A 22,953-nucleotide genomic window follows, 5' to 3' on the forward strand; every position below is an offset into this window, starting at 1 on the left:
CAACCGGGGCCTTGTGGCAAGTCCCCCCATGCGCTATAGCTTGGTAGTGGCAGGAGGTGTACATCCCTCTTGCCCTTTTAGTCGTTTCGCCGCCCGGCAGGTGACCTCTCCGCCTCGGGAGACGACTTCGGCATCCGCAGCCCATGGACGACCTGGGACCGTCCACGTCAAGGCGGTGCGGCGAAAGCCGGTGCTCGCACCGGAGGGGACATCGCGCCACCGGGAGACCGGCTCTCAACCACCGGTCCTTTCCGGCTTACCTGGTCTGTCCCCTGGAGAAGGTCACTCGCCGTCGAGGCGTTCGCGGAGCAGGTCGGCGTGGCCGTTGTGGCGGGCGTACTCCTCGATCACGTGGACGAGGATCCAGCGGTGCGAGAGCGCTGCCGCTCTCCGATGGTGCCCAGCGCCTTCACCAACGGCTGGGTGAACGGGTCGGTCAGGCGACGGTGTATTCGGCATCGCCGAAGTCCGCCACCACGCGGAGACGCCCGCCCAGAGCTTCGATGTAGGAACGCAGGGTCGCGACCTCGACGCGGTCGATGTCTCCGTGTTCGATGGCCGAAACCCTTGGGCTTGAGACCCCCATGACGGCGGCCACGTCGCGTTGGGTCAGGTCCGGCTCATGCCTGATCTCCATGAGCCGGTACGCTCTGATCTCCGCCGCGAGCCGGTCCATCGCGGCAGACTTCTCGGCGTCGGACCGTACCGTCAGCCCGGCGGCCTGACGCTGCTCCCTGGCCCGTCGCCTCACTTCGTTCCAGCTGACCGCGCTCATTCGTACTCCCTGCTGGCCAACTCCGGCAGGTGTTCGGCATATCGCTTTTCCGCCGGCGGCACGTTCGTGTCATACCAACGCTGCCGGTTACCGGCCTTGTCACCTGCGACCAACAGCACTGCCCGTCGGACCGGATCGAACGCGAACAGGATGCGAATCTCACTCCCCTTCGACGAACCTGGCCGCGGCTCCTTGATGGCAGAGAGAAGTGGGCTACTCGCCGACGGCGCCGTCGAGGCGTTCGCGGAGCAGGTCGGCGTGGCCGTTGTGGCGGGCGTACTCCTCGATCATGTGGACGAGGATCCAGCGGTGCGAGACGTCCTGGCCGTGACGCTGCTGCCTGCCGACGGCGTCGAGCGGCACCCGGGCCGAGATCTCGCGCGCCACCTCGATCTCGGCCCGCCAGATGGCGAAGGCCTCCTCCACGGAGGCGGTGTCCACGTCGTTGAAGTCGGAGTCGGGGTCCTCGGCCTTGCTGTAGAGAAGCGGGACGTCCTCGCCGTCCAGCACCCGGCGGAACCAGACGCGTTCCACATGGGCCATGTGACGAACCAGGCCGAGCAACGACAGGGACGACGGCGGCACGGAACGCTCACGGAGCCGTTCCTCGGGCAGGCCGGCGCACTTGACGGCCAGAGTCTCGCGGTGCCAGTCGAGCCAGCTGTCCAGCATGGCGCGTTCGTCGGCGATGAAAGCGGGGGAAACGCGGTCGTCGGTCATGACTCGTGGTCCTCTCATCTTGATCGGCCCTGATCACCGTCGCCCAGCCTCTCACGGAGGTCCGACAACCTCTCAACACCTTTTCGTACGGCGGAGCCCGCCGTACGAAAAGGGCTCCGCCGTACGGCAGGGTCAGCGGAGGCGGGTGACCGGCAGGGGAGGGATGGCCTTCAGACAGGAGCGGTCACCGGTCGAGCCGGTGCGGATGAAGGCCGTCGCCAGTCTGGCCGCGCAACCGGTCTCCTCCCAGGTCGGGACGTGTCCTGAGGAGGGAACCTCCACGAAGGTGCTCACCGGGAACTGCTCCGCGGCCAGGCGTCCCTGGGAGACGGGGGTGTTGGTGTCGAGTTCACCGGAGAGCACGAGCACCGGGACGCGGGGCGCGGTGCCGTGGCCCGCGGGCCGGTCGGTACGGGGCCATTTGAGGCACAGGTCGGCGCCGTCCATCACGGCCTCGGTCCAGCCACGCGCGCTGAACGGCCCGAACCGTCCCTCGGCCCGTCGCAGCGCCCCGGCGAAGACGGCGGTACGGTCCGCGACGGTGGCCCGCCGGTCCCACACGGTCGGATAGTCGTTGCAGACGATCGACAGGGCCTGGGCCCTGGTGGCCCGCTTCTCCGGCGGCTGGGAGGCGAGTCCCTCGGCGAGCTGCCCGGCCAGGGCGACGAGCGGGGCCGTGTCACCGGAGACCGCCCGCGAGACCATGGCCGGCAGCTCGGACCAGACCCGCGGGGTGCCGTTGCCGCTCGCCACATAGAAGTGGATCAGGGCGAGCATGTGCTCGTCGAGCAGCAGGGTACGGCGACGCCCCGAGACCTCGATCTCGAAGGGAATGGGGCGTTCCCGCAGGCGGGCGGCCAGCCGTTCGAGGTTGGCGACCGCCTTCTCACCCTGGCAGGCGCCGTCGCTGCGCGCGCACAGCCGCAGCAGGGCCCGTTCGACCGCCCGCGCGTTCGGACGGCCCAGCGGGTCGAAGCGCAGGGGATAGGCCCCGGACAGGACGACGCTGCGGGTGTGCTCCGGGTGCCGGAAGGCGTAGACGGTGCTCAGATAGGTGCCGTAGGACACGCCGTACAGATCGACCCTGTCGACGCCGAGGCGTGAGCGGACGGCGTCCAGGTCGTCGGCCAGCTCCGCCGAGGTGTAGGCCCGTGCCCGCTCCCCGAGCCGTCGTCCGCACGCCTCGACCTCGTCGATCTGCCGCTCTCTGGGGAGCAGGTCGTAGTCCGCGGGGACACCGCAGTCGACCGGCTCCGATCCGCCGGTGCCGCGCGGGTCGACCAGGAGCAGGTCGTGGTCGTCGCGCAGGGCGGTCATGTCCTCGGCGAAGCGTTCCGCGTAGGCGATCGCCGGTTCGCCGGGACCGCCGCTGACCACCATGACCGTTCCCGCCGAGGGACGGCCGACGTCGGTGCGCGGCAGCAGCGCGTAGGCGATCCGGTTCGTGCCCGCTGAGGGGTCGGCGCGGACCAGCGGCACCGTGATCTCTCCGCAGCGGGCCGCCGTTCCCTTCACGACCGGGCAGGGGACGTCGGAGACCGCCACGGCCGTGGGGCGTGATCCGCCCGCCAGGGCCGGCAGTACGGGCGTCACGGCGGCCAGGGCGGCGCCGATCATGAGGGCGATGGGGATATGTCGCTTCGCCACGGGCCTCTCCTGTTTGTGAGCGATGGAAGAGCCCGTCGATCCTCACGGCGACGCCGTACCCGGCGACATCCCACCAGCGCCTCTCTTCTCGTGGTGCTGGCTGTACTCGGGATGACGGCGCCCGCGAGTGCCGGAAGCGGCTTTTCGGAGGCCGATATCTCGGGCGTGCCGTTCTTGGTGTCTTCGGCGTCCGGTGTCTGCCGGAAACGGTGCCCAAAGGGGGTGACGTCGGAATACGAGGCCATGATCGTTTACGGGAAAAAGGCTTTCTGTGGAGACAATCCCCAGGTCAGGGGTGTCCATGGCCTCTCGGCTGGGTTGGGTGATTGCCGGTTATTGGTCTGCTTTCATCCTGTTTAGGGCTAGCCGTTTGTTTTTTGGGTGATGTTCGGCGGCGAAGGCGAACTTTCCATTGTTCCGGGAGGCCGTCTCGCATATGCTCCGTGCAAGTCACACGTACGGCCAAGCCGACTGGGAGGCAGGCATGGCTCGTTCCTGGGAGGCTGACCCGTCCGCGTTGTTCCAACGGCGCCTGGGGAAGTCGGCCAAGGAGCTTGACCGTTCCGACGGTCGAGACGAGTGCCCCGACATCTGGCAGCTGGACAACGGTGACATCGCGGTGATCGGCAGAGATCTCACCGCCGTCTACGAGCCGCGTCTGCCGGAAGGCGTCTCCCTCGCTCCGGACGAGCGACTGGTCGTCATCCCCGGCATCATGCTCAGCGTCGCGAAACCGGACATCGCCGATGTCTGACCTCCGCGCTCCCCATCTCATCCCCGCCCAGGGCGAAAGGCTCGTCAGAGAGGCCTACCGGCGCGACTTCCGGCAGCGGGAGGCGGTCCTCCGCAACCGTGACTCCTGGAAGCTCGAACGGCGCCAGCACTTCGAGGAGCAGGCCGTTCCCAGCTACGACGCCTTCCGCCGGGGTGACTGGGACGAGTCGATGCGGCTGCTCGAAAAGCGCACGGACAGCCTGCTCGCCATGACGCGTGAGGACGAGCTCCGCAACTCCTTCTTCCACCGGGTGCGGGTCGTCGAGACGCCGCTCACGCCGTACATGCGCTGGGAGCTGCGCTCGCTGCGGATGCGCGCGGAGTGCGGCGAGCGGATCCGGGTGGTCGGCGCCGAGGCGGTCGCGGCCTTCGAACGCGGCGGCCCGCTTCCCGAGGTGGTCGTCCTCGGCGGCCGGACTCTCTACCGTGTCCTCTACACCGAGGGCGGTGTCCCCGACGGCGCGTTCCGCTACACCACTCCCCACCTCGTCAGGGGTTGGGAGGACTACATCAGAGGCCTCTACGAGACGGGCGAGGACGTCAGGTCCTATGTCGACCGGGAGCTCACCTCCCTCTCCTCGTCCACGGTCGGGTCGAAAACGGAGTAGCCGTCAAAAAGCACAGAGAAGATGAAGAACACCCCGGCGGTTCGTACTCCGAACTGTCGGGGTCCTCACGTGACGTCGTGCAGGCCAGGAACGTCAGCGGGGGAGTGCACTTCCACGACCACGGCGGCAGGAACAGGGGCGCCTCCCCGGCTCCGGTGCCGCGCCAGCTTCCCGCGGACGTGCGAGGGTTCGTCAACCGCGTCGAGGAGTTCGAACGGCTGAACGCGGTCCTGACCGGTGAGGACGGCGACCCCAGGGTCATCTCGGTGTGCGTGATCGCCGGGACGGCCGGTGTCGGCAAGACCTCGCTCGCGTTGCGCTGGGCCCACCAGATCCAGGAGCGCTTCCCCGACGGGCAGCTCTACGTCAACCTGCGCGGCTACGACCCCGGAGAGCCGGTAACCGCCTACGACGCGCTGCACCGGTTCCTGGTCGCCCTCGGCGTCCGCGCCCACTCGGTGCCGCAGGACCTCGACGCCGCCGCCGCGCTCTACCGCTCACTGCTGGCCGGCCGCAGGATGCTGATCGTCCTCGACAACGCGGCCATGGTGAGCCAGGTCCGCCCCCTGCTGCCCGGCAGCGCGGGCTGCCTGGTCGTCGTCACCAGCCGCAGCCGTCTGTCGATCCTCGCCGTACGCGACGGGGCGCACCGCCTGACGCTGGGCACGCTCCCCGAGCCGGAGGCGGTCGCCCTGCTGCGGGCCGTCACCGCCGGATACCGTCCTGAGGACGACGAGAGCAAGCTCACCGAGCTGGCCAGACTGTGCGCCCGGCTGCCGCTGGCCCTGCGGATCGCCGCGGAACGAGCCGTCAGCTACCCCCACATGCGGCTGGACGACCTGATCGCCGACCTGCGTGACGAGTCCGCCCTGTGGGACGCGCTGAGCACCGGGGACGACGAGGAGGCCGGGGCCGTACGGACGGTGTTCGCGTGGTCCTACCGCGCGCTGCCCGACCAGGTCGCCAGGCTCTTCCGGCTGCTCGGTCTGCACCCGGGCCCCGAGTTCGGGCTGCACGCCGCCGCCGCGCTCGGCGGGCTGACCCCGAGCAGGACACGGCAGCTGCTGGACTCCCTGGTCGGCGCCCACCTGCTCGAACAGACGACGCCGGGCCGCTACCAGTTCCACGACCTGCTGCGCGCCTACGCCGCCGACCAGGCGCAGCGGGACGGCTCCTACGACGACCGGCAGGCCGCGCTCCGCCGCGTCCTGGAGTGGTACCTGCACACCGCCGACGCCGCCCAGAACTGGATCGGCCCCGCCGAGAACCGGATACGGCTCACACCTCCCATGGAGGGTGTGCGACCGCTGACCTTCGCCGACTACGACACGGCCGTCGACTGGTCGGAACGCGAGCACGCCAACCTCCTGCAGGTCGCCAGGACCGCTATCTCCGCCGGATACGACGAGCTGACCTGGCAGCTGGCGGTCGTGCTGGCCAACAGCCAGCCGCCCTCGGCGCCGGTCGCCGACTGGCTGGAGGTCGGCAGGCTCGGCCTGGCCGCGACGGAACGGCTCGGCGACCTGCCCGCGCGGGCACGGCTGCTCACCGAGTTCGGCATCGGCTACGTCCGGATCAACCGCCTGGACGACAGCCTGGAGAGCCACCGCCAGGCGCTGGCGATCTGGACCGAGGTGGACGACCGGCTCGGCCAGGCCCACTCGCTCAACCTCATCGGGCTGGTCAACCTCCGCAGGAGGCGGTTGGACGAGGCGGCGCAGCACTTCGAGCGGGCCGTCGCCGCCTTCAGGGAGCAGGGTTCGGCGCACTGGGAGGCCACCACCCTGGCCAACCTCGCCAGCACCCACTACCACGCCGGACGGCTCACCGAGGCGGAGCAGGCCGTACGGCGCGCACTGGAGATGCACCGCTTCCTTGAGAGCAAACGCGGCGAGGGCAACGCGCTGCGCCTGTTCAGTGACGTCCTGCGTGAACGGGGCGAGGTCGAACAGGCGCTGGCCACGGCGAACGAGGCGGTCGAGATAGCCCTCGTGCTCAGGAACAACCGGCTTGAGGGCTTCTGGCTCATCGCCCTTGGCAACGCCCAGCGGGCGGCCGGGCAGTTCGTCGACGCGCTGGCCTCCTTCCAGCGCTCGGCCACGCTCCACCGGCGCCTCGGGGACCGCAGCCGGGAGGCACTGGCCTGGTACGGCACCGGCGAGACCTTCCACGCGCTCGACCGGCACGGGGAGGCGGCCGACTTCCACCGCCAGGCCGCCTCGATCCACCACATGCTTGGCGACACCTGGCACGAGGCCCTGGACCTCGACGCCCTCGGCGCGTCCCTGGTGGAGGAGGACCCCGAGGCGGCCAGACGGCACTGGACGAAGGCGCTCGGCCTGCTCGCCGACTACGACGACCCCCGCGCGGCCGGGATCCGCCACCGGATCGAGCGACGGATCACCTCGGACGACTGAACGGCTCCCGCCGTGTCCCGGCGGGAGCCGCCTCAAGCGTCAAGGTCGAAGGCCGGGGTCAGGCGCAGGTGAGGCCGGACTTGGGCTTGGGGCCGCACGGACCCCGGTTGCCGCCGCCGTCCGTCACCGAGCCGGGCCTGGCCCAGATGAGGAAGCCGCCGTTGGCCAGGCCGCCGTTGCGCGCCACGGTGAGGGCGGCCTGCGTGAGGGTGCCGGTGAACAGGTGCAGGCCACCGCGGACGGTGTTGCCGCCCAGGTCGGTGAGCTTGCGGGGGGTCATGCCGTTGGCGAAGAAGATGTTGTCGGCCACCGGGTCGGGGTTGACCCCGGCGAGGTTCTGGTTGACCAGCAGGCCGACCGTCTTGTTGCTGTGGAAGACGTTGTTCTTCACGGTCGTGAGGGCGAAGCCGCCGGTGCTCAGCAGTCCGACGGAGTTGTTCATGAAGACGTTGCCGTCGAAGGTGGTCCGCTGCCCGCCCTTGACCTCAAGGGCGGTGTCGGCGTTCCTGAAGAGGTTGTCCTGGAAGACGTCCTCACCCGCGTCGGCGGCGACGGTCACCGGGAAGCTGTCGAAGACCGTCCCGTTGTAGACGCCGCCGGACCTGGCGGTCGTCAGCCTCCCCTCGCTCAGCGTGCTCGACGCCACCGTGACCTCGGGGGAGTCCTGGACGCTGACCTCCCCGTGCACGACGCACTGCTCGACCGTCGCCGTGGACTTCAGCACCGTCAGGCCCGTCAGGAGGCACAGGGCCGGGTTGCTGCCCGCCACGGTCAGGGTCGCGTCCTGCACCCGGGTCGCCCCCGCGGTGACCTGCACGTCGGAGAGCGTCGCCTCCACGGTGCCGCCGGTGGTGCCCGGCTGCACGGTCACCGCCTCCCCGCCCGTTCCCACGATCTTGCCGTTCTTCACGGTCACGCCCGAGGCCCGCAGGGTGAGGCCGGTCGCGGTGAGGACGTGCCCGCCCAGGTCGAGGGTCACGCCGTCGGTCGCGATGGTCAGCCCGCCGCCGGCGCACACCAGGTCGGCGGTCAGGGCGGCGTCCGCGGTCAGTGTGTCGCCGCAGTTCACCGCGGCCGCGCTCGCCTGCGCCGGTACGGCCCCGACTCCGGCGACCAGCAGGGCGCACGCCAGCAGCGTCCCCGATCCGGATAAGATTCCCTTTGTTTTCCTTCCGTGATCCATGTTCGATTCTCCAGACTCCCGATGAGTTTTCCCGTGTTTTTCCCGAGCCGATGAGAAGGTTTTTTCGGCCGGAAGGATCACCGACAAGATTGCCCCTCCCGCGGCGATCACGGAAGTCAGTGAATTGGTCCGCCAGGGTTTGTGGATTCAATCCGTTCCGGGAGTGGTGCGCGTGGCGTGTGTTATGTCACGAGGACTATGGGGCGGCCGAAACACCTGGTGCGTCGCGGGGCCGTACGGGTGGTGAGGGTGTGACCGGATTCATGCCCTGAGGTGGGCGGTGTATGCCCGTCCACTGGTTCGCGACGACGACAAGGGCCTGTCCTGGTAATTTCCGCGAACCCGTCAGGCGATTGTGAAAAGCTATGGGAAAGCCTTATGTCCGCTCTTTCCTAGCCTCTTTCCGGCTTACGGCACCCTTTTCTTCGCCTCCCTCCGGAGGCGGAAGCGGTCGTACGGCACCGCCGTACCCCGAATGCGCGTGGGAAATGCCGGTCGGGGATGGCAGGGTTGGGGTGACGCCGTACCGGTGGGCGGGAGCCCTGAGCGTGGAGGCACGACGATGACAACCTCTCCGTTGCGAGCCGGGTTCGACCGGGTGCGCCAGGCGATGGCCGCGCGTGTCGAGAAAGGCGAGTTGCCCGGCATGGTGCTTCTCGTCGCCCAGGGGAGCGAGACGCTCGTCGAGCCGATCGGGGCGACGGCCCTGGGCGGTGACGAGCCGATGCGGCGCGACACGATCTTCCGCGTCGGGTCGATGACGAAGGCGGTTCTGGCCGCGGCGACCATGACCCTGGTCGAGGACGGCACGCTGAGACTGGAGGAACCGGTCGACCGGCTGCTTCCCGAGCTGGCCGGGCGCAGGGTGCTCAGGCGCCTCGACGGCCCGCTCGACGACACCGTCCCCGCCGGACGCCCGATCACGGTGGAGGACCTGCTGACCTTCCGGATGGGATACGGCCTGGTCTTCGGGGTCACGCCGGACTCGCCGTACCCCACGATCGACCTGCCCTATCCCGTCATCGAGGCGGCCCGGGAGCTCGAACTCGTCACCGGCCCGCCCGACCCCCGCACGCCGCACGACCCCGACGAGTGGATGCGACGCTTCGGCACGCTGCCGCTGATGTGCCGGCCGGGGGAGCGCTGGCAGTACAACACCGCCTCCCTCGTGCTCGGTGTGCTGGTCGCCCGCGCCACGGGCATGTCGCTCGGCGATGTGTTCAGGACGCGTCTGTTCGAGCCGCTGGACATGGCCGAGACCGGCTTCCACCTGCCCGCCGAGCACCTCGGCAGGCTTCCGGTCCACTACATGACCGGCCCGACCGGCGAGCTGACGCCGCAGACGCACACCGCCGACGAAGCCTGGACCAGGCCGCCCGCCTTCCCCTCGGGAGCGGCCGGTCTGGTCTCCACCGTGGACGACTACCTGGCCTTCGCCCGCATGCTGCTGGCCGGGGGCGTCCACCGGGGGCGCCGGGTGCTGTCCGAGCGGTCCGTCGAGCTGATCACGACCGACCACCTGACGGCCGGGCAGCGGGCGTCAGGCGACATCGTGCTCGCCGGTCACGGCTGGGGGTACGGCGTGGCCGTCGTCACCGAGCCGGACGAGATCTCCTCGGTCCCCGGCCGTTACGGCTGGGACGGCGGCTACGGCACCTCGTGGTTCAACCACCCCGCCCGCGACCTCGTGGTCATGGCCATGACCCAGACCTCCGACTTCCTGTTCAACGGCTCCCTGGCCGACCTGGGCCGGCTGGAGTGAGAAACCCTCAGCGGTCCGTTTCGAAGGCGGCCATGGGGATGGGCAGCCAGGTGGGGCGGTTACGGGCCTCGTAGACGACCTCGTAGACGGCCTTGCTCAGTTCGAGGGCGCGCAGCAGGACGGTGTCCTGGGGGTGCAGCCTGCCGCCGCCCGCCGCGTAGCCGTCGAGGAAGGACGCGCGGTTCAGCGCGGCCCACTCGGCCGCCCTGGGGCGCAGTGCCTCGGCGTCCGGATTGTCGGCGAGCAGGTGGCGGGCCGCGTACTCGAAGGAGCGCAGCATCCCGGCCACGTCGCGCAGCGGGGACGACAGCGCGCGGCGTTCGGCCAGCGGCTGACCGGGCTCGCCCTCGAAGTCGAGGACGACCCAGTCGGTCGTCGTGCGCATCACCTGGCCGAGGTGGTAGTCGCCGTGGACGCGCTGGACGGGCATCTCGGAGACCACGTCGGCCATCCGCTGGTAGGCGTCCTCGACCACCCGCGCGTGCGCGGCCAGCGCGGGCACCTCGGTGATCGCCTGGGCCAGGCGGCGGCGCTGGTCCTCGACCAGTTGCTTGACGTCCTGGGACTCCAGCACTCCGGTGGGGAAGGCGACGGCCAGCTCACGGTGGACCTCGGCGGTCGCCACGCCCAGCCGGTAGGCCTCGGAGCTGAAGTCGCCCCCCGCGTCCTCCGCCGAGGGGTCGAGTGAGGCGTACAGGTCACGGACACTGGCCAGGGCCAGCGACCAGCCGTCGTTCGCGGTCGCCAGGAACTCCTGGGTCATCGCCAGCGTGGTCGTCTCCCCGTCGAGGTCGGTCTCGATCCACCCGTACGGCCGGGCGATGTGCCCGGCGCCGTGGCGGGCCAGGGCGGTGACGATCTCAAGCTCGGGGTTGACCCCGGGGATGAGGCGGCGGAACAGCTTGCAGATGTAGGTCTCGCCGTACACCAGGGAGGTGTTGGACTGCTCGGCGCTCAGCACCAGACTGCGCAGGGAGGTGTCGATCGAGGCGCCCTCCAGATGGCGGAAGCGCAGGGGGCCCAGGTCGCGGCCCTCGGCCATCCCGGTGAGCAGGGGCCCGGTGAGGTCGGGGTTGTAGACGGCGTCGTAGTAGTCGCCGCCGATCCTGGCGTGGCTGTAGCGGCCTGAGGCGTCGCCGTCCGTGCCGAGCAGGAGCTGGTAGCGGTCGTGGTCCCCGGCCTGGCGCACCGAGATGATCAGATGGCGCAGACCGGGGCTCAGCTCGACGTCGGAGTCGACGCCGAGTTCGTCGATCGGGCGCCCCTTACCGGCGAACCATCGCTGATGGGTGATCCAGCCGGAAAGGAGCTCCGTCAACACGGTCTCACGCCTCCTGGGATGTGGGCGGCAGGGTGAACCAGTAGAACCCATGCCCAGGAAGCGTCAAAAGATACGGAAGTTCGCCAATCGGTGGGAACGGAACTCCACCCATCGTCTCCACCGGCACCGATCCCTCGAAACGGCGCAGGTCGAGCTCGACCGGCTGCGGGAACCGCGACAGGTTGTTCACACACAGGATCCGGTCGTCGCCCAGCTCACGCACGTAGGCCAGGACGCTCGGGTTGGAGGAGTTCAGCTCGGTGTAGGCGCCCAGGCCGAAGACCGGGTGACGCTTGCGGATGTCGATCATGCGCTTGGTCCAGTGCAGGAGGGAGCCGGAGCTCTTCTGCTGGGCCTCGACGTTGATCGCCTGGTAGCCGTAGATGGGGTCCATGATGATCGGCAGGTACAGCCTGCCGGGGTCGCAGCTGGAGAAGCCGGCGTTGCGGTCGGGACTCCACTGCATCGGGGTGCGCACCCCGTCACGGTCGCCGAGCCAGATGTTGTCGCCCATGCCGATCTCGTCGCCGTAGTAGAGCACCGGCGAGCCGGGCAGCGACAGCAGCAACGCGGTGAACAGCTCGATCTGGTTGCGGTCGTTGTCCAGCAGCGGCGCCAGGCGGCGCCGGATGCCGACGTTGGCCCGCATCCGGGGGTCCTTGGCGTACTCGGCGTACATGTAGTCACGCTCGTCGTCGGTGACCATCTCCAGCGTCAGCTCGTCGTGGTTGCGCAGGAAGATGCCCCACTGGCAGTTCTCCGGGATCTTCGGCGTCTGGGCCAGGATCTCCGAGATGGGGTAGCGCGACTCGCGCCGCACGGCCATGAAGATGCGCGGCATGAGCGGGAAGTGGAAGGCCATGTGGCACTCGTCGCCACCGGTCGCGGGGTCGCCGAAGTACTCGACCACGTCCGCGGGCCACTGGTTGGCCTCGGCCAGCAGCACCCGGTCCGGGTAGAGCCGGTCGACCTCGGCCCTGATCCGCTTGAGGTAGGAGTGGGTCCTGGGCAGGTTCTCGCAGTTGGTGCCGTCCTGCTCGAACAGGTACGGCACCGCGTCGAGCCGGAAGCCGTCGATACCGAGGTCGAGCCAGAACCGCAGCACTTCGAGCATCGCGTCCTGCACGTCCGGGTTCTCGTAGTTGAGGTCCGGCTGGTGGGAGAAGAAGCGGTGCCAGTAGTACTGCTGCCGGACCGGGTCGTAGGTCCAGTTCGAGGTCTCGGTGTCGACGAAGATGATCCGGGCGTCCTTGTAGAGCTCGTCGTCGTCGTTCCAGACGTAGAAGTCGCCGAAGGGGCCCTGCGGGTCGTGCCGGGACGCCTGGAACCAGGGGTGGGCGTCACTGGTGTGGTTCATCACCAGGTCGGCGACGACCCGCATGCCGCGCTTGTGGGCCTCGTCCACGAGCTTCACGAAGTCTCCCAGGTCCCCGAACTCGGGCAGGATCTTCATGAAGTCCGCGATGTCGTAGCCGCCGTCGCGCAGCGGGGACTCGTACAGGGGCAGCAGCCACAGGCAGTCGACGCCGAGCCACTGGAGATAGTCCAGCCGTTCGATCAGCCCTCGGATGTCTCCGGTGCCGTCTCCGTTGGAGTCGGCGAACCCCCGGATGAGCACCTCGTAGAAGACGGCGCGCTTGAACCAGTACGGGTCGCGCGGCTTCTCCTCGTCGAAGGTGTTCGGAATTGGCTCAGGTACCTGACTCACCAGTGGACTCCCCGCTGTTTGCCGGTATGCGTACCCGGCCGGCTCACCGCTGGTTCGCCGTGGCACGCAGAGTGAAGATGTGTGCTGAGTGGATATAAGGGTCGAGGCGCACGTAGTTGGACTGCCGCCAGTTGTACGACTCGCCGGAGAGTTCGTCGTCGACGACGAACTCGGCGTTCCAGCCGAGACCCAGGGCGGGCATGTCCAGCGAAACCGTCGCCTCGTGGGTGCGGTGCGGATCGAGGTTGACGACAGTCAGGACCACGTCGCCCATGCCGTGCCGTCGTGTGGCCGTATCGTGGGCGCCGGGCAGCCGCTTGGAGAAGCAGACCACGTCCGGATTGTCGACGCTATGGAACCGTAGGTTACGCAATTCCTGGAGCGCCGGGTGTGCTCTGCGCACCAGATTAAGTTGCGTGATCAGTGGAGCCAGGCTACGGCCCTCTCGCTCGGCACTGGCCCAATCGCGAGGTCTGTACTGATATTTCTCGCTATCTAGGTATTCTTCGCTACCAGGGCGAACCGGGACATTTTCCGCAAGTTCATAACCCGAGTACACGCCCCACGTTGGCATGGCCATCGCAGCGATGATGGCTCTAATGCGGAATGCCGCGACTCCCCCGTGTTGCAGGTATTCGTGGAGAATGTCCGGAGTATTGACGAACAGGTTGGGCCGCATGAAGCTCGACGACCCGTGCGAGAGTTCGGTGAGATACTCCTCAAGCTCCTGCCGGGAGTTGCGCCAGGTGAAGTACGTGTAGGACTGGTGGAAGCCCACCTTGCCCAGGGCGTGCATCATCGGCGGCCTGGTGAAGGCCTCGGCGAGGAACAGCACGTCCGGGTCGGTCGAGCCGATGTCGGCGATCAGCCGCTCCCAGAACGCGACCGGCTTGGTGTGCGGGTTGTCCACCCGGAAGATCCGTACGCCGTGGTCCATCCACAGCCGGACCACCCGCTTGACCTCGGCGTAGAGGCCCTCGGGGTCCTTGTCGAAGTTCAGCGGATAGATGTCCTGGTACTTCTTCGGCGGGTTCTCCGCGTACGCGATCGAGCCGTCGGCGCGGACGTTGAACCACTCCGGGTGCTCCCTGACCCACGGATGGTCGGGGGCGCACTGCAGGGCCAGGTCGAGCGCGATCTCCATGCCCAGCTCACGGGCCTTGGCCACGAAGGCGTCGAAGTCCTCGAAGGTGCCCAGGTCGGGATGGATGGCGTCGTGGCCGCCCTCCTCGGAGCCGATCGCCCACGGCGAGCCCGGGTCGTACGGCTCCGGCGTCAGGGTGTTGTTGCGGCCCTTGCGGAAGCTGTGCCCGATGGGGTGGATCGGGGGCAGGTAGACGACGTCGAAGCCCATCTTCGCGACGGCGGGCAGCCGGTTCGCGGCAGTCTTGAAATTTCCGGACTTGGGGGCTGCGTCCGGTTCGACGATCGCCCCTTCCGAACGCGGGAAGAACTCATACCACGAGCCGTAGAGCGCCCTGCGGCGATCGACCCTGACGAGCCGCCGCTGGGAGCGGGTCACCAGCTCACGCAGCGGATGCGCCCGCAGCAGCTCCGCCGTCTCCGGCAACTGGGCGACCGCGAAACGGGCCCTGGGGTCGAGCGCCGTGACACGCAGCTTGGCCGCGACCGCCTGCAACGCGGCCCGGTGCCCGCACACGTGGGCCGACGCGGTCTTCTTCCCGGTCTTGCCCGACTTCTTCTTCGGCTCCTGGCCCGCCGGCGCGCAGTCCGCGGGCCGTACGGCCTTGGCGGCGCGGTCGAAGAGCCGGGCGCCCTCCTCGCACATCAGCTCGGCGTCCAGGTCACGGGGGATCTTGATGCCCGCGTCGTGCAGCCAGGTCGCCATCGGGTCGCCCCACGCCTCGACGCGGAAACTCCACTCACCCTCCGCGGGCAGCGTCACCTCGACGCCCCAGCGGTCGGTGCCCGGCGCGAGCTCGCGCATCGGCAGCAACGGTCCACGCGCGCCGTCGGGGCTCGTCAGCACGACGCCCGCGGCGACCGCGTCGTGGCCCTCACGGAACACGACGGCGGTGATCTCGAAGGTCTCACCCGCGGCCGCCTTGGCGGGGTAGCTCCCGCACTCGACCGTGGGCTGGATGTCCTGGATGGGAATTCGTCCGATCATCGCGTCTCAAGGTAGCGACGGCACACCCGGTGCCGCCGAAAAAGTCGGCAAGAATAGATCTTCGATTCTCTAAAAGCCCCTGGTCACCGGCTTTGATGCAGGACAATACCCTGCCGTTGCATCGACGGTCGGCCCCCCGGGGGTGGGGCGTCGCGACCCACAGATGCGTGCCCCAATAGTCCATCTTCATGCGCCTAGGTGGAAGAGTGCGGGACCTCTTACTGTTCGGCGAGTTGTTCCCAGGGTGTGGTCTCCCGGTCGATCGACTGCCCTTGGATGTGTTTGGAGCGGATTGATAGTGGTGAGGGGGAGACGCGTGAGTGTCCGGGTCGCCGTCATGGCGCTGAGTAACTAGGGTCTGGCAGCGTGAGAGCAATCCGTAGGTTCACTGTCCGCACCGTCCTTCCCCCGGAGCTGGCCCCCCTCGGCGAGCTTGTCCACAATCTGCGCTGGTCGTGGCACCCCGAAACACTCGATCTGTTCGCCGAGGTCGATCCGGCGACCTGGGAACGCGTCGGTCACGACCCGGTCGCGCTGCTCGGCGCCGTCGAGGCGAGCCGCCTGCGTGAGCTGGCCGCCGACCGCCGCTTCCTCCGGCGGGTCGCCGACGCCGCCGACGACCTCCACGAGTACATGACCGCGCCCCGGTGGTACCAGACCCTCGCCGAGGCACCGCGGGCCATCGCCTACTTCTCCCCCGAGTACGGCATCGCCGCCGCGCTGCCGCAGTACTCGGGCGGTCTGGGCATCCTCGCGGGCGACCACCTCAAGGCGGCCAGCGACCTCGGGGTGCCGATCCTGGCCGTCGGCCTGCTGTACCGCCACGGCTACTTCACCCAGTCGCTCTCCCCCGAGGGGTGGCAGCTGGAGCACTACCCCTCGCTCGACCCGGGCGGCCTGCCGCTGACCCTGCTCAAGGAGCGGGACGGCACCCCGGTCCGGATCACGGTCAGCCTGCCGGAACAGCGTCCTCTGCACGCCCAGGTGTGGGTGGCCCAGGTCGGCCGGGTCCCGCTGCTGCTGCTCGACTCCGACGTCGCGGAGAACGACAACGCCGCCCGCGACGTCACCGACCGCCTGTACGGCGGCGGCACCGACCACCGCCTGCTCCAGGAACTGCTGCTGGGCATCGGCGGAGTGCGCGCGATCCGGGCCTACTGCCGGGTCGGCGACCACCCCGAGCCCGAGGTCTTCCACACCAACGAGGGGCACGCGGGTTTCCTCGGCCTTGAGCGCATCCGCGAGCTGACCGAGGCCAGGCTCTCCTTCGACGAGGCCCTGGAGGCCGTCAGGGCGGGCACGGTCTTCACCACCCACACCCCGGTCCCCGCCGGGATCGACCGCTTCCCGGCCGAGATGATCGCCCGCCAGTTCGGCGGCGACAACGCCTGGCCAACGGTCCCCGTCGAGCGCATCCTCGAACTCGGTGCCGAGGACGAACCGGGCAAGTTCAACATGGCCGCGATGGGCATGCGCCTGGCCCAGCGGGTCAACGGCGTGTCCGAGCTGCACGGCGAGGTCAGCCGGGAGATGTTCCGCGGCCTGTGGCCCGGCTTCGACGCCGACGACATCCCGATCGGGTCCATCACCAACGGTGTGCACGCGCCCACCTGGGTCGGCCGCGAGATCATGGAACTCGCGGGCAGGGAACTGCCCACCCTGGTCGAGCGCGCCCAGGGCTGGGAGGGCGTCAACAAGATCTCCGACGTGGACGTCTGGGGGATCAGGAACAGGCTCAGGGCCCGCCTGGTCAACGCGGCCAGGGAACGGCTGCGCAGGTCCTGGCTGGCCAGGGGCGCCTCCCGGGCCGAACTCGGCTGGATCGAGGACGCCCTCGACCCCAACGTGCTGACCATCGGCTTCGCGCGCAGGGTGCCCTCGTACAAGCGGCTCACCCTGATGCTGAACGACCAGGAACGCCTGCGCGAACTGCTGCTCAACCCGGAGAAGCCGGTCCAGATCGTGATCGCGGGCAAGGCCCATCCGGCGGACGAGGGCGGCAAGAAACTCATCCAGCAGATCGTGCGCTTCGCCGACAGCGAGGACGTACGGCACCGCATCGTCTTCCTGCCCGACTACGACATGGCCCTGGGCCAGCTCCTCGTGCAGGGCTGTGACGTGTGGATGAACAACCCGCTGCGTCCTCTTGAGGCCTGCGGGACCTCCGGGATGAAGGCCGCGCTGAACGGCGGGCTCAACCTGTCCATCCGCGACGGCTGGTGGGACGAGTGGTTCGACGGCACGAACGGCTGGGCCGTGCCCACCGCGGACGGGGTCGCCGACCCCGACCGCCGCGACGAGCTTGAGGCGCACGCGCTCTACGACCTGATCGACCACGAGGTGGCCGACCGGTTCTACGACAGGGCCTCCGACGGCCTGCCGCTGCGCTGGCTGGAGATGGTCAGGCACACCCTGACCTCGCTCGGGCCCAAGGTCCTGGCGGGCCGGATGCTCCGCGACTACGTGATCGGCCTGTACGCCCCGGCGGCCGGGTCGGCCCGCGCCCTGTCCGCGGACGGCTACGAGCCCGCCAGGCACTTCGCCGCCTGGAAGCTCCGGGTCCACCAGGCCTGGCCGGGGGTCCGGGTCGAGCACGTCGAGGCGACCAACCTGGGGGACACCCCCGAGGTCGGCGCCTCCCTGGAACTGCGGGCGGCCATCGCCCTCGGTGAGCTGCAGCCGTCCGACATCCGGGTCCAGGCCGCCTACGGGCTGGTCGGCCAGCACGACGAGATGGTCGGCCCGTCCTACGCCGACCTGACCCTGGAGACGGAGGCCGACGACGGCAAGGCCGTCTACAGCGGCACGATCCCGCTCGACCGCACCGGCTCCTTCGGATACACCGTCCGGGTCGTGCCGGACCACCCGCTGGTGGCCACGCCCGCCGAACTCGGCCTGATCGCCGTCCCCGAGGAACCGGTCGGCATGACCAACGGCACCCTGCGCTGACCCCGGCGTAACGCCGTCCCCGGCTGTCCCCGACCGGCCTCGTCCGGCCGGGGATCGCCGAAGTCCGGAAATCCGTCTTTCCCTCCGCAACGCCGCAGCCTGCTGCTTTACTGGCATTACCGGTGTTCGTGGCCCACCGGGCCGCCGCCCGCTCCGGCGGGCGCGGCCGGGCGGGCCCGCGCACCGCTGTGGTTCAGGTCGACTCCGGCCAAGATCTCTCACTGTCGAGACCCTCTCGGAGCACGGGGCCTGCGCAGGGCGCGCCGGCCGTCGGAACACCTCGGCGATGAGCGATCGGTCGTCCCCGCCTTGCTCGCGGGCTCGGTCAGGCCGGTGTTCTCGGTGGTTCTGTACCGCATGCGTTCGACCGGCGGGAGTCAGGCGCGCGGCCAGGTCACGGTGGTACGGGCACGGGCCGGTGAGGAGTCCGTGCCCATCGGCCACAGGGCGGGCGAGGGGACGCTCATCAGGTGTCTCCATGGTGTCTCCGCGTCCGGCCTCCGGCGGAGGGGCGAACGATGACGGAACGGGACGTCGCACGACAGGAAGACACACGGGCACCTGACAGGGCGGACGGGTTCGGGGGGTTCCACCGCCTGACGTTCGCGGGTGTGCCCACCAGAGGCCTCCTCCCGCGCGGGGCGTGGGAGCGGCTGAGGAAGAAGGGGACCTGCCTCGACCGGGTCCGCCATGCCATCGGGACGGCGGCGGACCGGGGAAGGGGGCTGCCGTGATCGCGGTGCGCGCGCTGCTGGCGCTCGGACTGCTCGCGGGCCCCTGCCTGCTGGGCCTGGTCCTCGTCCTGCTCGACGCGGGCGTCCTCGTCCTGTTCGTGTGGGACGCGCCCGCGCTGGGCAGGCCGTCGCGGGCGGGGACGGTGACGGCGGCGCTCACCGCGATCCCGGCGCTGTGGATCCTGCGCCGCCTGTTCGTCACCGGGGCCGGGGTGCGGCCCGCCCCCGATGGCGTCCTGGTCACCCCCGGCCAGGCGCCCGAGCTGTGGGCCGTGGTCACGGAACTGGCCGGGCGGCTCGGCACCCGCCCGCCCGCGACCCTGCGGCTGACCGCGGAGGTGGACGCCGAGCTGACGGAGGAGACGAGGCTGCTCGGCCTCGTCGGGGGCAGACGGCACCTGCGCCTCGGACTGCCGCTGCTGGCCGGGCTGACGGCCGACGAACTGCGCGCGGCGCTCTGCCACGAACTGGGTCACCACGCCCCCACCGGGCTCGGCGCGGTCGTCTACCGGGGGCACCTGGCGCTGCGTGCCGTCCTCGACCGGCTCGAACGCCCCCGCACCCCGGACCCCGCCGCGCGCGGCGTCCCGGTCTCCTGGATCCGGTGGCCGCTTTCCGGCTACGCGAGGCTGTACCTCTGGGTCTCCTCCGCCGTCAACCGGCGGCAGGAACTCCAGGCGGACGCGGCCGCGGCGAGGGCCGTCGAGGCCACGGGAGCCGCAGGAGGCACGGGAGCCACAGGAGGCACAGGGGGCACGGTCGCGGCGGAGGCGCTGTGGCGGACCCTGGTTGTGCTGCCGGTGGCGTGGGGCGAGTTCCGTGACCGGTATCTCGACCCCATGTACGTCAGGGGCTACCTGCCCGACGACCCGCCGGCGGTGTTCGCCGCCATGCTCGCCTCGTCCGGCTACCGGGCCGCTATCGAGGGGATGGAACACGCGACGCCGTCCCGGCGGACCTCGCGTCACGACCCCCACCCCAGTGTGGAACGGCGCATGCGGGCCCTGGGCGGGCGCCGGGAACCCGCGGGCCGGGGCCGTACCACCGCCCTGGAGGCCGGGTTCGAGGTGAGGCCGGGGACCGTACGGCACTGCCTGTTCCCGGGGGAGCGGGAGAGGCGGGCCGTACTGCCCTGGCAGGAGTGGGTCGGACTGACCATGGAGACCCTGGCGACGGAGCCGGTGCGGGGCCTGGTCCGGGCCGCCCGCAGGGTCGGCGGCACCGCGCGGCCCGCGCTGGAGACCGTCCTCGACCTGCTGGCCGACGGCCGGGCGGGACGGCTCGCCGCCTGCCTCGGCCCTCAGGAGGAGCGGAGCGGGAAGGAGACGGCCGGGAGCCTGGCCCGGCTGGAGACCGCGCTGTTCGCGCTGGTCGGCCAGGCCCTGGTGGTGCGGGGGCGGGCCAACTGGGAGACGACATGGACCGGGCCGAGCCGCCTGGCCTGGAGCGAACGGGGCCGGGCGGTCGCGGCGGGCGTCACCGTCGGGGAGATCCACTCCCTGGTGGCGGCGGCCGTCCTCGGCGGCGCCCCCGAAGTGAGGCGGCTGCGGCTGCGGCTTGCCGCGCTCGGGGTCGACCCCGGGACCTGGCTCGGCCACGACGCCGAGGGGACACCCCAGGCGGAGGAGCCCGTCGCGACGGCGGGCGCTCCGGTGGCCGTGGGCGTGGAGAGGGCGCGCAGGAGCCGCAGGAGGTTCACGCTCCGTCTGGCGGGCGCCGCGCTGATCGGCATCCTGTTCCTGGTGACCGCCGTGTCGTCGGTTTCGGACACCCCGGAGGAGCCGGAGGACTCCGAACCCGCGGGGGTGTTCGTCACGCCGTGGCGGGAGATCATCCCCGCTCAGCCGTCGCTGTCCCCCCACGTCCCGCCGGAGACGCCGCGCCCGAGCCCCGGCCCCGGCATGGTCCGGCGCCTGCACGAACTCCTGGAGCAGGAGTTCGCCAGGCGTCACGAAGACGGCACCAAACGGTAGTCCCTCTCCCGGCGACACGCCTGTGAACAGGCAAGACACGCCATGGAAGCGTTCTTTCCCCCGGGGAGGAGGGAATGGGGCAGGAAACGAGGACGTGGACCCCGGAGAGTGCATTGAACGCCTGGACGTTCGAAGGACAGCCCGGAGCACTGGGCGACACCACGGTGACCCTGGTCGAGGGGGGCTCCTTCTGCGTGTGCTCGCGGAGCGGGGACATCATCCAGGGAGGGCCGCAGGGGGTCTACCACGCCGACACCCGGCTGCTGTCCCGCTGGGAGCTGCGGGTGGACGAGTCGCCCGTCGAGCCGCTCAGGGTGCTGGCGGGCGAGCCGTACCACGCGACGTTCGTGGGCAGGGCGGCGCCGCGTCCTGGACGGGTCGAGAGCAGTCTGCTGGTGATCAGGGACCGCTACGTCGGCGGTGGCCTGCGGGAGGACCTGATCCTGCGCAACCTGTCCGACGAACCCGCCGGGTGTGTGCTCGACGTGCACGTCTCCTCCGACGTGGCCGACCTGTTCGAGGTGAAGGCGGGCCGGATCAGGCACGTGACGGACGTGGAGATGACGGCGGACAGGTCGGGGCTGCTGATCTTCTCGGCCACCAGGTCGCGCGGGACGCGGGTGGTCACCGACCCTCCGCCGTTCGCCGTGCCCGGCGTGCTCATCTTCAGGGTCGTCGTGCCCGCGCGCGGCGAGTGGAAGGCGACGTTCCAGGTCAACCCGATCCTGGAGGGGGAGGAGTCACCGGCCTGGTTCTCCACCCACCACCCGCTCGAACACGCCGAGCCCGCCAGGCGCCGCGCCGACTGGGAGCGGCTCAGCCCCTCCTTCACCACGAGCAACCGCGCCCTGGCCCACGTGATCCACCGTTCGCGGGAGGACCTGGGGGCGCTGCGGCTCTTCGAACCGGACCGGCCGGAGGAGCCGCCGACGATCGCGGCGGGCGCGCCCTGGTTCATGACGCTGTTCGGCCGCGACTCGCTGCTGACCTCGTGGATGGCGTTGCCGCTCGACCAGTCGCTCGCGCTGGGCACCCTGCGCCGCCTGGCCAGGCTCCAGGGCAAGGTGGACGACCCGCTCACCGAGGAGGAACCGGGCAAGATCCTGCACGAGCTGCGGTTCGGCGTGCAGACCGGCGCCTCGCCGCACGGCGGTCACGCCTACTACGGCTCGGTCGACTCCACCCCGCTCTTCGTGATGCTCCTGGGTGAACTGCGCAGGTGGGGGGTGCACCAGCAGGCCGTCGAGGAGCTCATGCCGTACGCGGACGACGCCCTCGACTGGATCGTCAGGTGCGCCGACCCGTTCCTCTCCTACCAGCGCAAGACCGACCACGGCCTGGTCAACCAGGGCTGGAAGGACTCCTTCGACGGCGTCAACTTCGCCGACGGCACCCTGGCCCGCGCCCCCATCGCCCTGGCCGAGGTGCAGGGCTACGTCTACGCCGCCTACATCGCCCGCGCCCACTTCGCCCACGAGGTGGGTGACATCGAACTGGAGAAGGAGTGGAACGCCCGCGCGACCCGGATCAGGGACGCCTTCAACGAGCGTTTCTGGCTGGCCGACCGGGGCTACTACGCCATCGGGCTCGACCACGCGGGACGGCCCATCGACAGCCTCGCCTCCAACATGGGGCACTGCCTGTGGACGGGCATCATCGACGAGGACCGGGCCGCCTCCGTGGCCGAGCACCTGCTCTCCCCGGAGATGTTCACCGGGTACGGCGTGCGCACCCTGGCCTCCAACATGGGCGCCTACAACCCGATGAGCTACCACAACGGCTCCGTGTGGCCGCACGACAACGCCCTGATCGCGGCCGGTCTGATGCGCTACGGCTTCGCCGAGGAGGCCAAGCGGATCACCTTCGGCCTTCTCGACGCGGCCGAGGTCTTCGGCTGGCGGCTGCCCGAGCTGTTCTGCGGCTTCGGCCGCTCCGAATTCTCCTGGCCGGTGCCGTACCCCACCTCCTGCTCGCCGCAGGCGTGGGCGGCGGCGGCCCCCATCCACCTGGTGCGCACCCTGATGCGCCTGGACCCGTGGATCCCCCGGGGCCGGGTGTGGGTCGACCCGGTCGGGCTGGGCAAGCTGCGGATCACCGGGCTCCCCCTGGACGACTCCCGTGTCACCGTCGACGTCGACGGCTCGGAGGTGTCCGTCACCGGCCTCTCCGAAGGCGTCACCCTGATCAACGAGCCGCGCCGCCCGACGGCGGCCGCCCTGCGCTACGCCCCCTGAGGTTCCACTCAAGTCGG

At 70.0% G+C, this 22,953-nt stretch carries 15 protein-coding genes and 1 pseudogene; 7 read left to right on the forward strand and 9 right to left on the reverse strand.

All coding sequences use genetic code 11. The annotated features are described in order from the left end of the window. Positions 1 to 282: 282 nt before the first annotated feature. The 5 genes and pseudogenes from ABT340_RS34950 to ABT340_RS34970 form a co-directional block, all read right to left on the reverse strand. Positions 283 to 408: pseudogene (locus tag ABT340_RS34950) on the reverse strand (mycothiol transferase); the annotation flags it as partial. Positions 409 to 436: 28 nt separating this feature from the next. Further along, positions 437 to 775, reverse strand: a complete 339-nt coding sequence (locus ABT340_RS34955) for an XRE family transcriptional regulator (protein WP_352015176.1) — start codon at positions 773 to 775, stop codon at positions 437 to 439. Further along, positions 772 to 972, reverse strand: coding sequence for a type II toxin-antitoxin system RelE/ParE family toxin (locus tag ABT340_RS34960; protein WP_352015210.1), 201 nt, complete (start codon positions 970 to 972; stop codon positions 772 to 774). Before ABT340_RS34960 ends, ABT340_RS34955 begins: the two co-directional genes overlap by 4 nt. Before the next feature lie 16 nt (positions 973 to 988). After that, on the reverse strand, positions 989 to 1,495 hold the full coding sequence (locus ABT340_RS34965) for a DinB family protein (protein WP_352015177.1): 507 nt from the start codon (positions 1,493 to 1,495) through the stop codon (positions 989 to 991). A gap of 132 nt (positions 1,496 to 1,627) precedes the next feature. Next, positions 1,628 to 3,142, reverse strand: coding sequence for an alpha/beta fold hydrolase (locus ABT340_RS34970; protein ID WP_352015178.1), 1,515 nt, complete (start codon positions 3,140 to 3,142; stop codon positions 1,628 to 1,630). A gap of 484 nt (positions 3,143 to 3,626) precedes the next feature. Here ABT340_RS34970 and ABT340_RS34975 point away from each other — a divergent pair, with 484 nt between their 5' ends. From ABT340_RS34975 to ABT340_RS34985, 3 genes are all read left to right on the forward strand, one after another. Further along, a complete protein-coding gene (locus ABT340_RS34975; protein ID WP_352015179.1) occupies positions 3,627 to 3,896 on the forward strand; it encodes a hypothetical protein in 270 nt (89 codons plus the stop codon). Continuing rightward, complete coding sequence (locus ABT340_RS34980; protein ID WP_352015180.1) at positions 3,889 to 4,524, forward strand: DUF6879 family protein; 636 nt, start codon at positions 3,889 to 3,891, stop codon at positions 4,522 to 4,524. Before ABT340_RS34975 ends, ABT340_RS34980 begins: the two co-directional genes overlap by 8 nt. 77 nt (positions 4,525 to 4,601) lie before the next feature. Beyond that, positions 4,602 to 6,941 carry an ATP-binding protein gene (locus ABT340_RS34985; RefSeq protein WP_352015181.1) on the forward strand — a complete coding sequence of 780 codons (2,340 nt, stop codon included), beginning with the start codon at positions 4,602 to 4,604 and terminating at the stop codon, positions 6,939 to 6,941. A gap of 58 nt (positions 6,942 to 6,999) precedes the next feature. On the opposite strand, the gene ABT340_RS34990 is transcribed toward ABT340_RS34985, so the two are convergent. Further along, positions 7,000 to 8,124, reverse strand: a complete 1,125-nt coding sequence (locus tag ABT340_RS34990; protein ID WP_352015182.1) for a right-handed parallel beta-helix repeat-containing protein — start codon at positions 8,122 to 8,124, stop codon at positions 7,000 to 7,002. A gap of 562 nt (positions 8,125 to 8,686) precedes the next feature. Here ABT340_RS34990 and ABT340_RS34995 point away from each other — a divergent pair. Further along, a complete protein-coding gene (locus tag ABT340_RS34995; RefSeq protein WP_352015183.1) occupies positions 8,687 to 9,886 on the forward strand; it encodes a serine hydrolase domain-containing protein in 1,200 nt (399 codons plus the stop codon). Between the two features lie 7 nt (positions 9,887 to 9,893). Here the strand turns inward: ABT340_RS34995 and ABT340_RS35000 are convergent, their stop codons facing one another. The 3 genes from ABT340_RS35000 to ABT340_RS35010 are packed head-to-tail and all read right to left on the reverse strand — an operon-like array spanning position 9,894 to position 15,046. Continuing rightward, on the reverse strand, positions 9,894 to 11,207 hold the full coding sequence (locus ABT340_RS35000) for a maltokinase N-terminal cap-like domain-containing protein (RefSeq protein WP_352015184.1): 1,314 nt from the start codon (positions 11,205 to 11,207) through the stop codon (positions 9,894 to 9,896). Between the two features lie 4 nt (positions 11,208 to 11,211). Continuing rightward, complete coding sequence (treS, locus tag ABT340_RS35005; RefSeq protein ID WP_352015185.1) at positions 11,212 to 12,915, reverse strand: maltose alpha-D-glucosyltransferase; 1,704 nt, start codon at positions 12,913 to 12,915, stop codon at positions 11,212 to 11,214. Positions 12,916 to 12,958: 43 nt separating this feature from the next. Continuing rightward, the gene (locus tag ABT340_RS35010; protein ID WP_352015186.1) at positions 12,959 to 15,046 is read right to left on the reverse strand and encodes an alpha-1,4-glucan--maltose-1-phosphate maltosyltransferase; all 2,088 of its coding nucleotides are present in this window, start codon (positions 15,044 to 15,046) and stop codon (positions 12,959 to 12,961) included. Positions 15,047 to 15,412: 366 nt separating this feature from the next. Here ABT340_RS35010 and glgP point away from each other — a divergent pair, with 366 nt between their 5' ends. The 3 genes from glgP to ABT340_RS35025 all read left to right on the forward strand — a co-directional run bounded on the left by glgP (position 15,413) and on the right by ABT340_RS35025 (position 22,936). Then, the gene (glgP, locus tag ABT340_RS35015; protein ID WP_352015187.1) at positions 15,413 to 17,995 is read left to right on the forward strand and encodes an alpha-glucan family phosphorylase; all 2,583 of its coding nucleotides are present in this window, start codon (positions 15,413 to 15,415) and stop codon (positions 17,993 to 17,995) included. A 730-nt stretch (positions 17,996 to 18,725) separates the two neighbouring features. Further along, positions 18,726 to 20,702: a M48 family metalloprotease gene (locus ABT340_RS35020; protein ID WP_352015188.1), complete on the forward strand. Its 1,977-nt coding sequence runs from the start codon at positions 18,726 to 18,728 to the stop codon at positions 20,700 to 20,702. Between the two features lie 113 nt (positions 20,703 to 20,815). Then, positions 20,816 to 22,936: an amylo-alpha-1,6-glucosidase gene (locus ABT340_RS35025; RefSeq protein ID WP_352015189.1), complete on the forward strand. Its 2,121-nt coding sequence runs from the start codon at positions 20,816 to 20,818 to the stop codon at positions 22,934 to 22,936. Positions 22,937 to 22,953 lie beyond the last annotated feature (17 nt).

The sequence above is a fragment of the Streptosporangium sp. NPDC000239 genome, assembly GCF_040300765.1.
Lineage (GTDB): Bacteria > Actinomycetota > Actinomycetes > Streptosporangiales > Streptosporangiaceae > Streptosporangium.

Coding starts and splice junctions, on each gene's coding strand:
- ABT340_RS34955 (WP_352015176.1), bottom strand. CDS start 775: ATGAGCGCGGTCAGCTGGAACGAAGTGAGGCGACGGGCCAGGGAGCAG.
- ABT340_RS34965 (WP_352015177.1), bottom strand. CDS start 1,495: ATGACCGACGACCGCGTTTCCCCCGCTTTCATCGCCGACGAACGCGCC.
- ABT340_RS34975 (WP_352015179.1), top strand. CDS start 3,627: ATGGCTCGTTCCTGGGAGGCTGACCCGTCCGCGTTGTTCCAACGGCGC.
- ABT340_RS34980 (WP_352015180.1), top strand. CDS start 3,889: ATGTCTGACCTCCGCGCTCCCCATCTCATCCCCGCCCAGGGCGAAAGG.
- ABT340_RS34990 (WP_352015182.1), bottom strand. CDS start 8,124: ATGGATCACGGAAGGAAAACAAAGGGAATCTTATCCGGATCGGGGACG.
- ABT340_RS34995 (WP_352015183.1), top strand. CDS start 8,687: ATGACAACCTCTCCGTTGCGAGCCGGGTTCGACCGGGTGCGCCAGGCG.
- ABT340_RS35010 (WP_352015186.1), bottom strand. CDS start 15,046: ATGATCGGACGAATTCCCATCCAGGACATCCAGCCCACGGTCGAGTGC.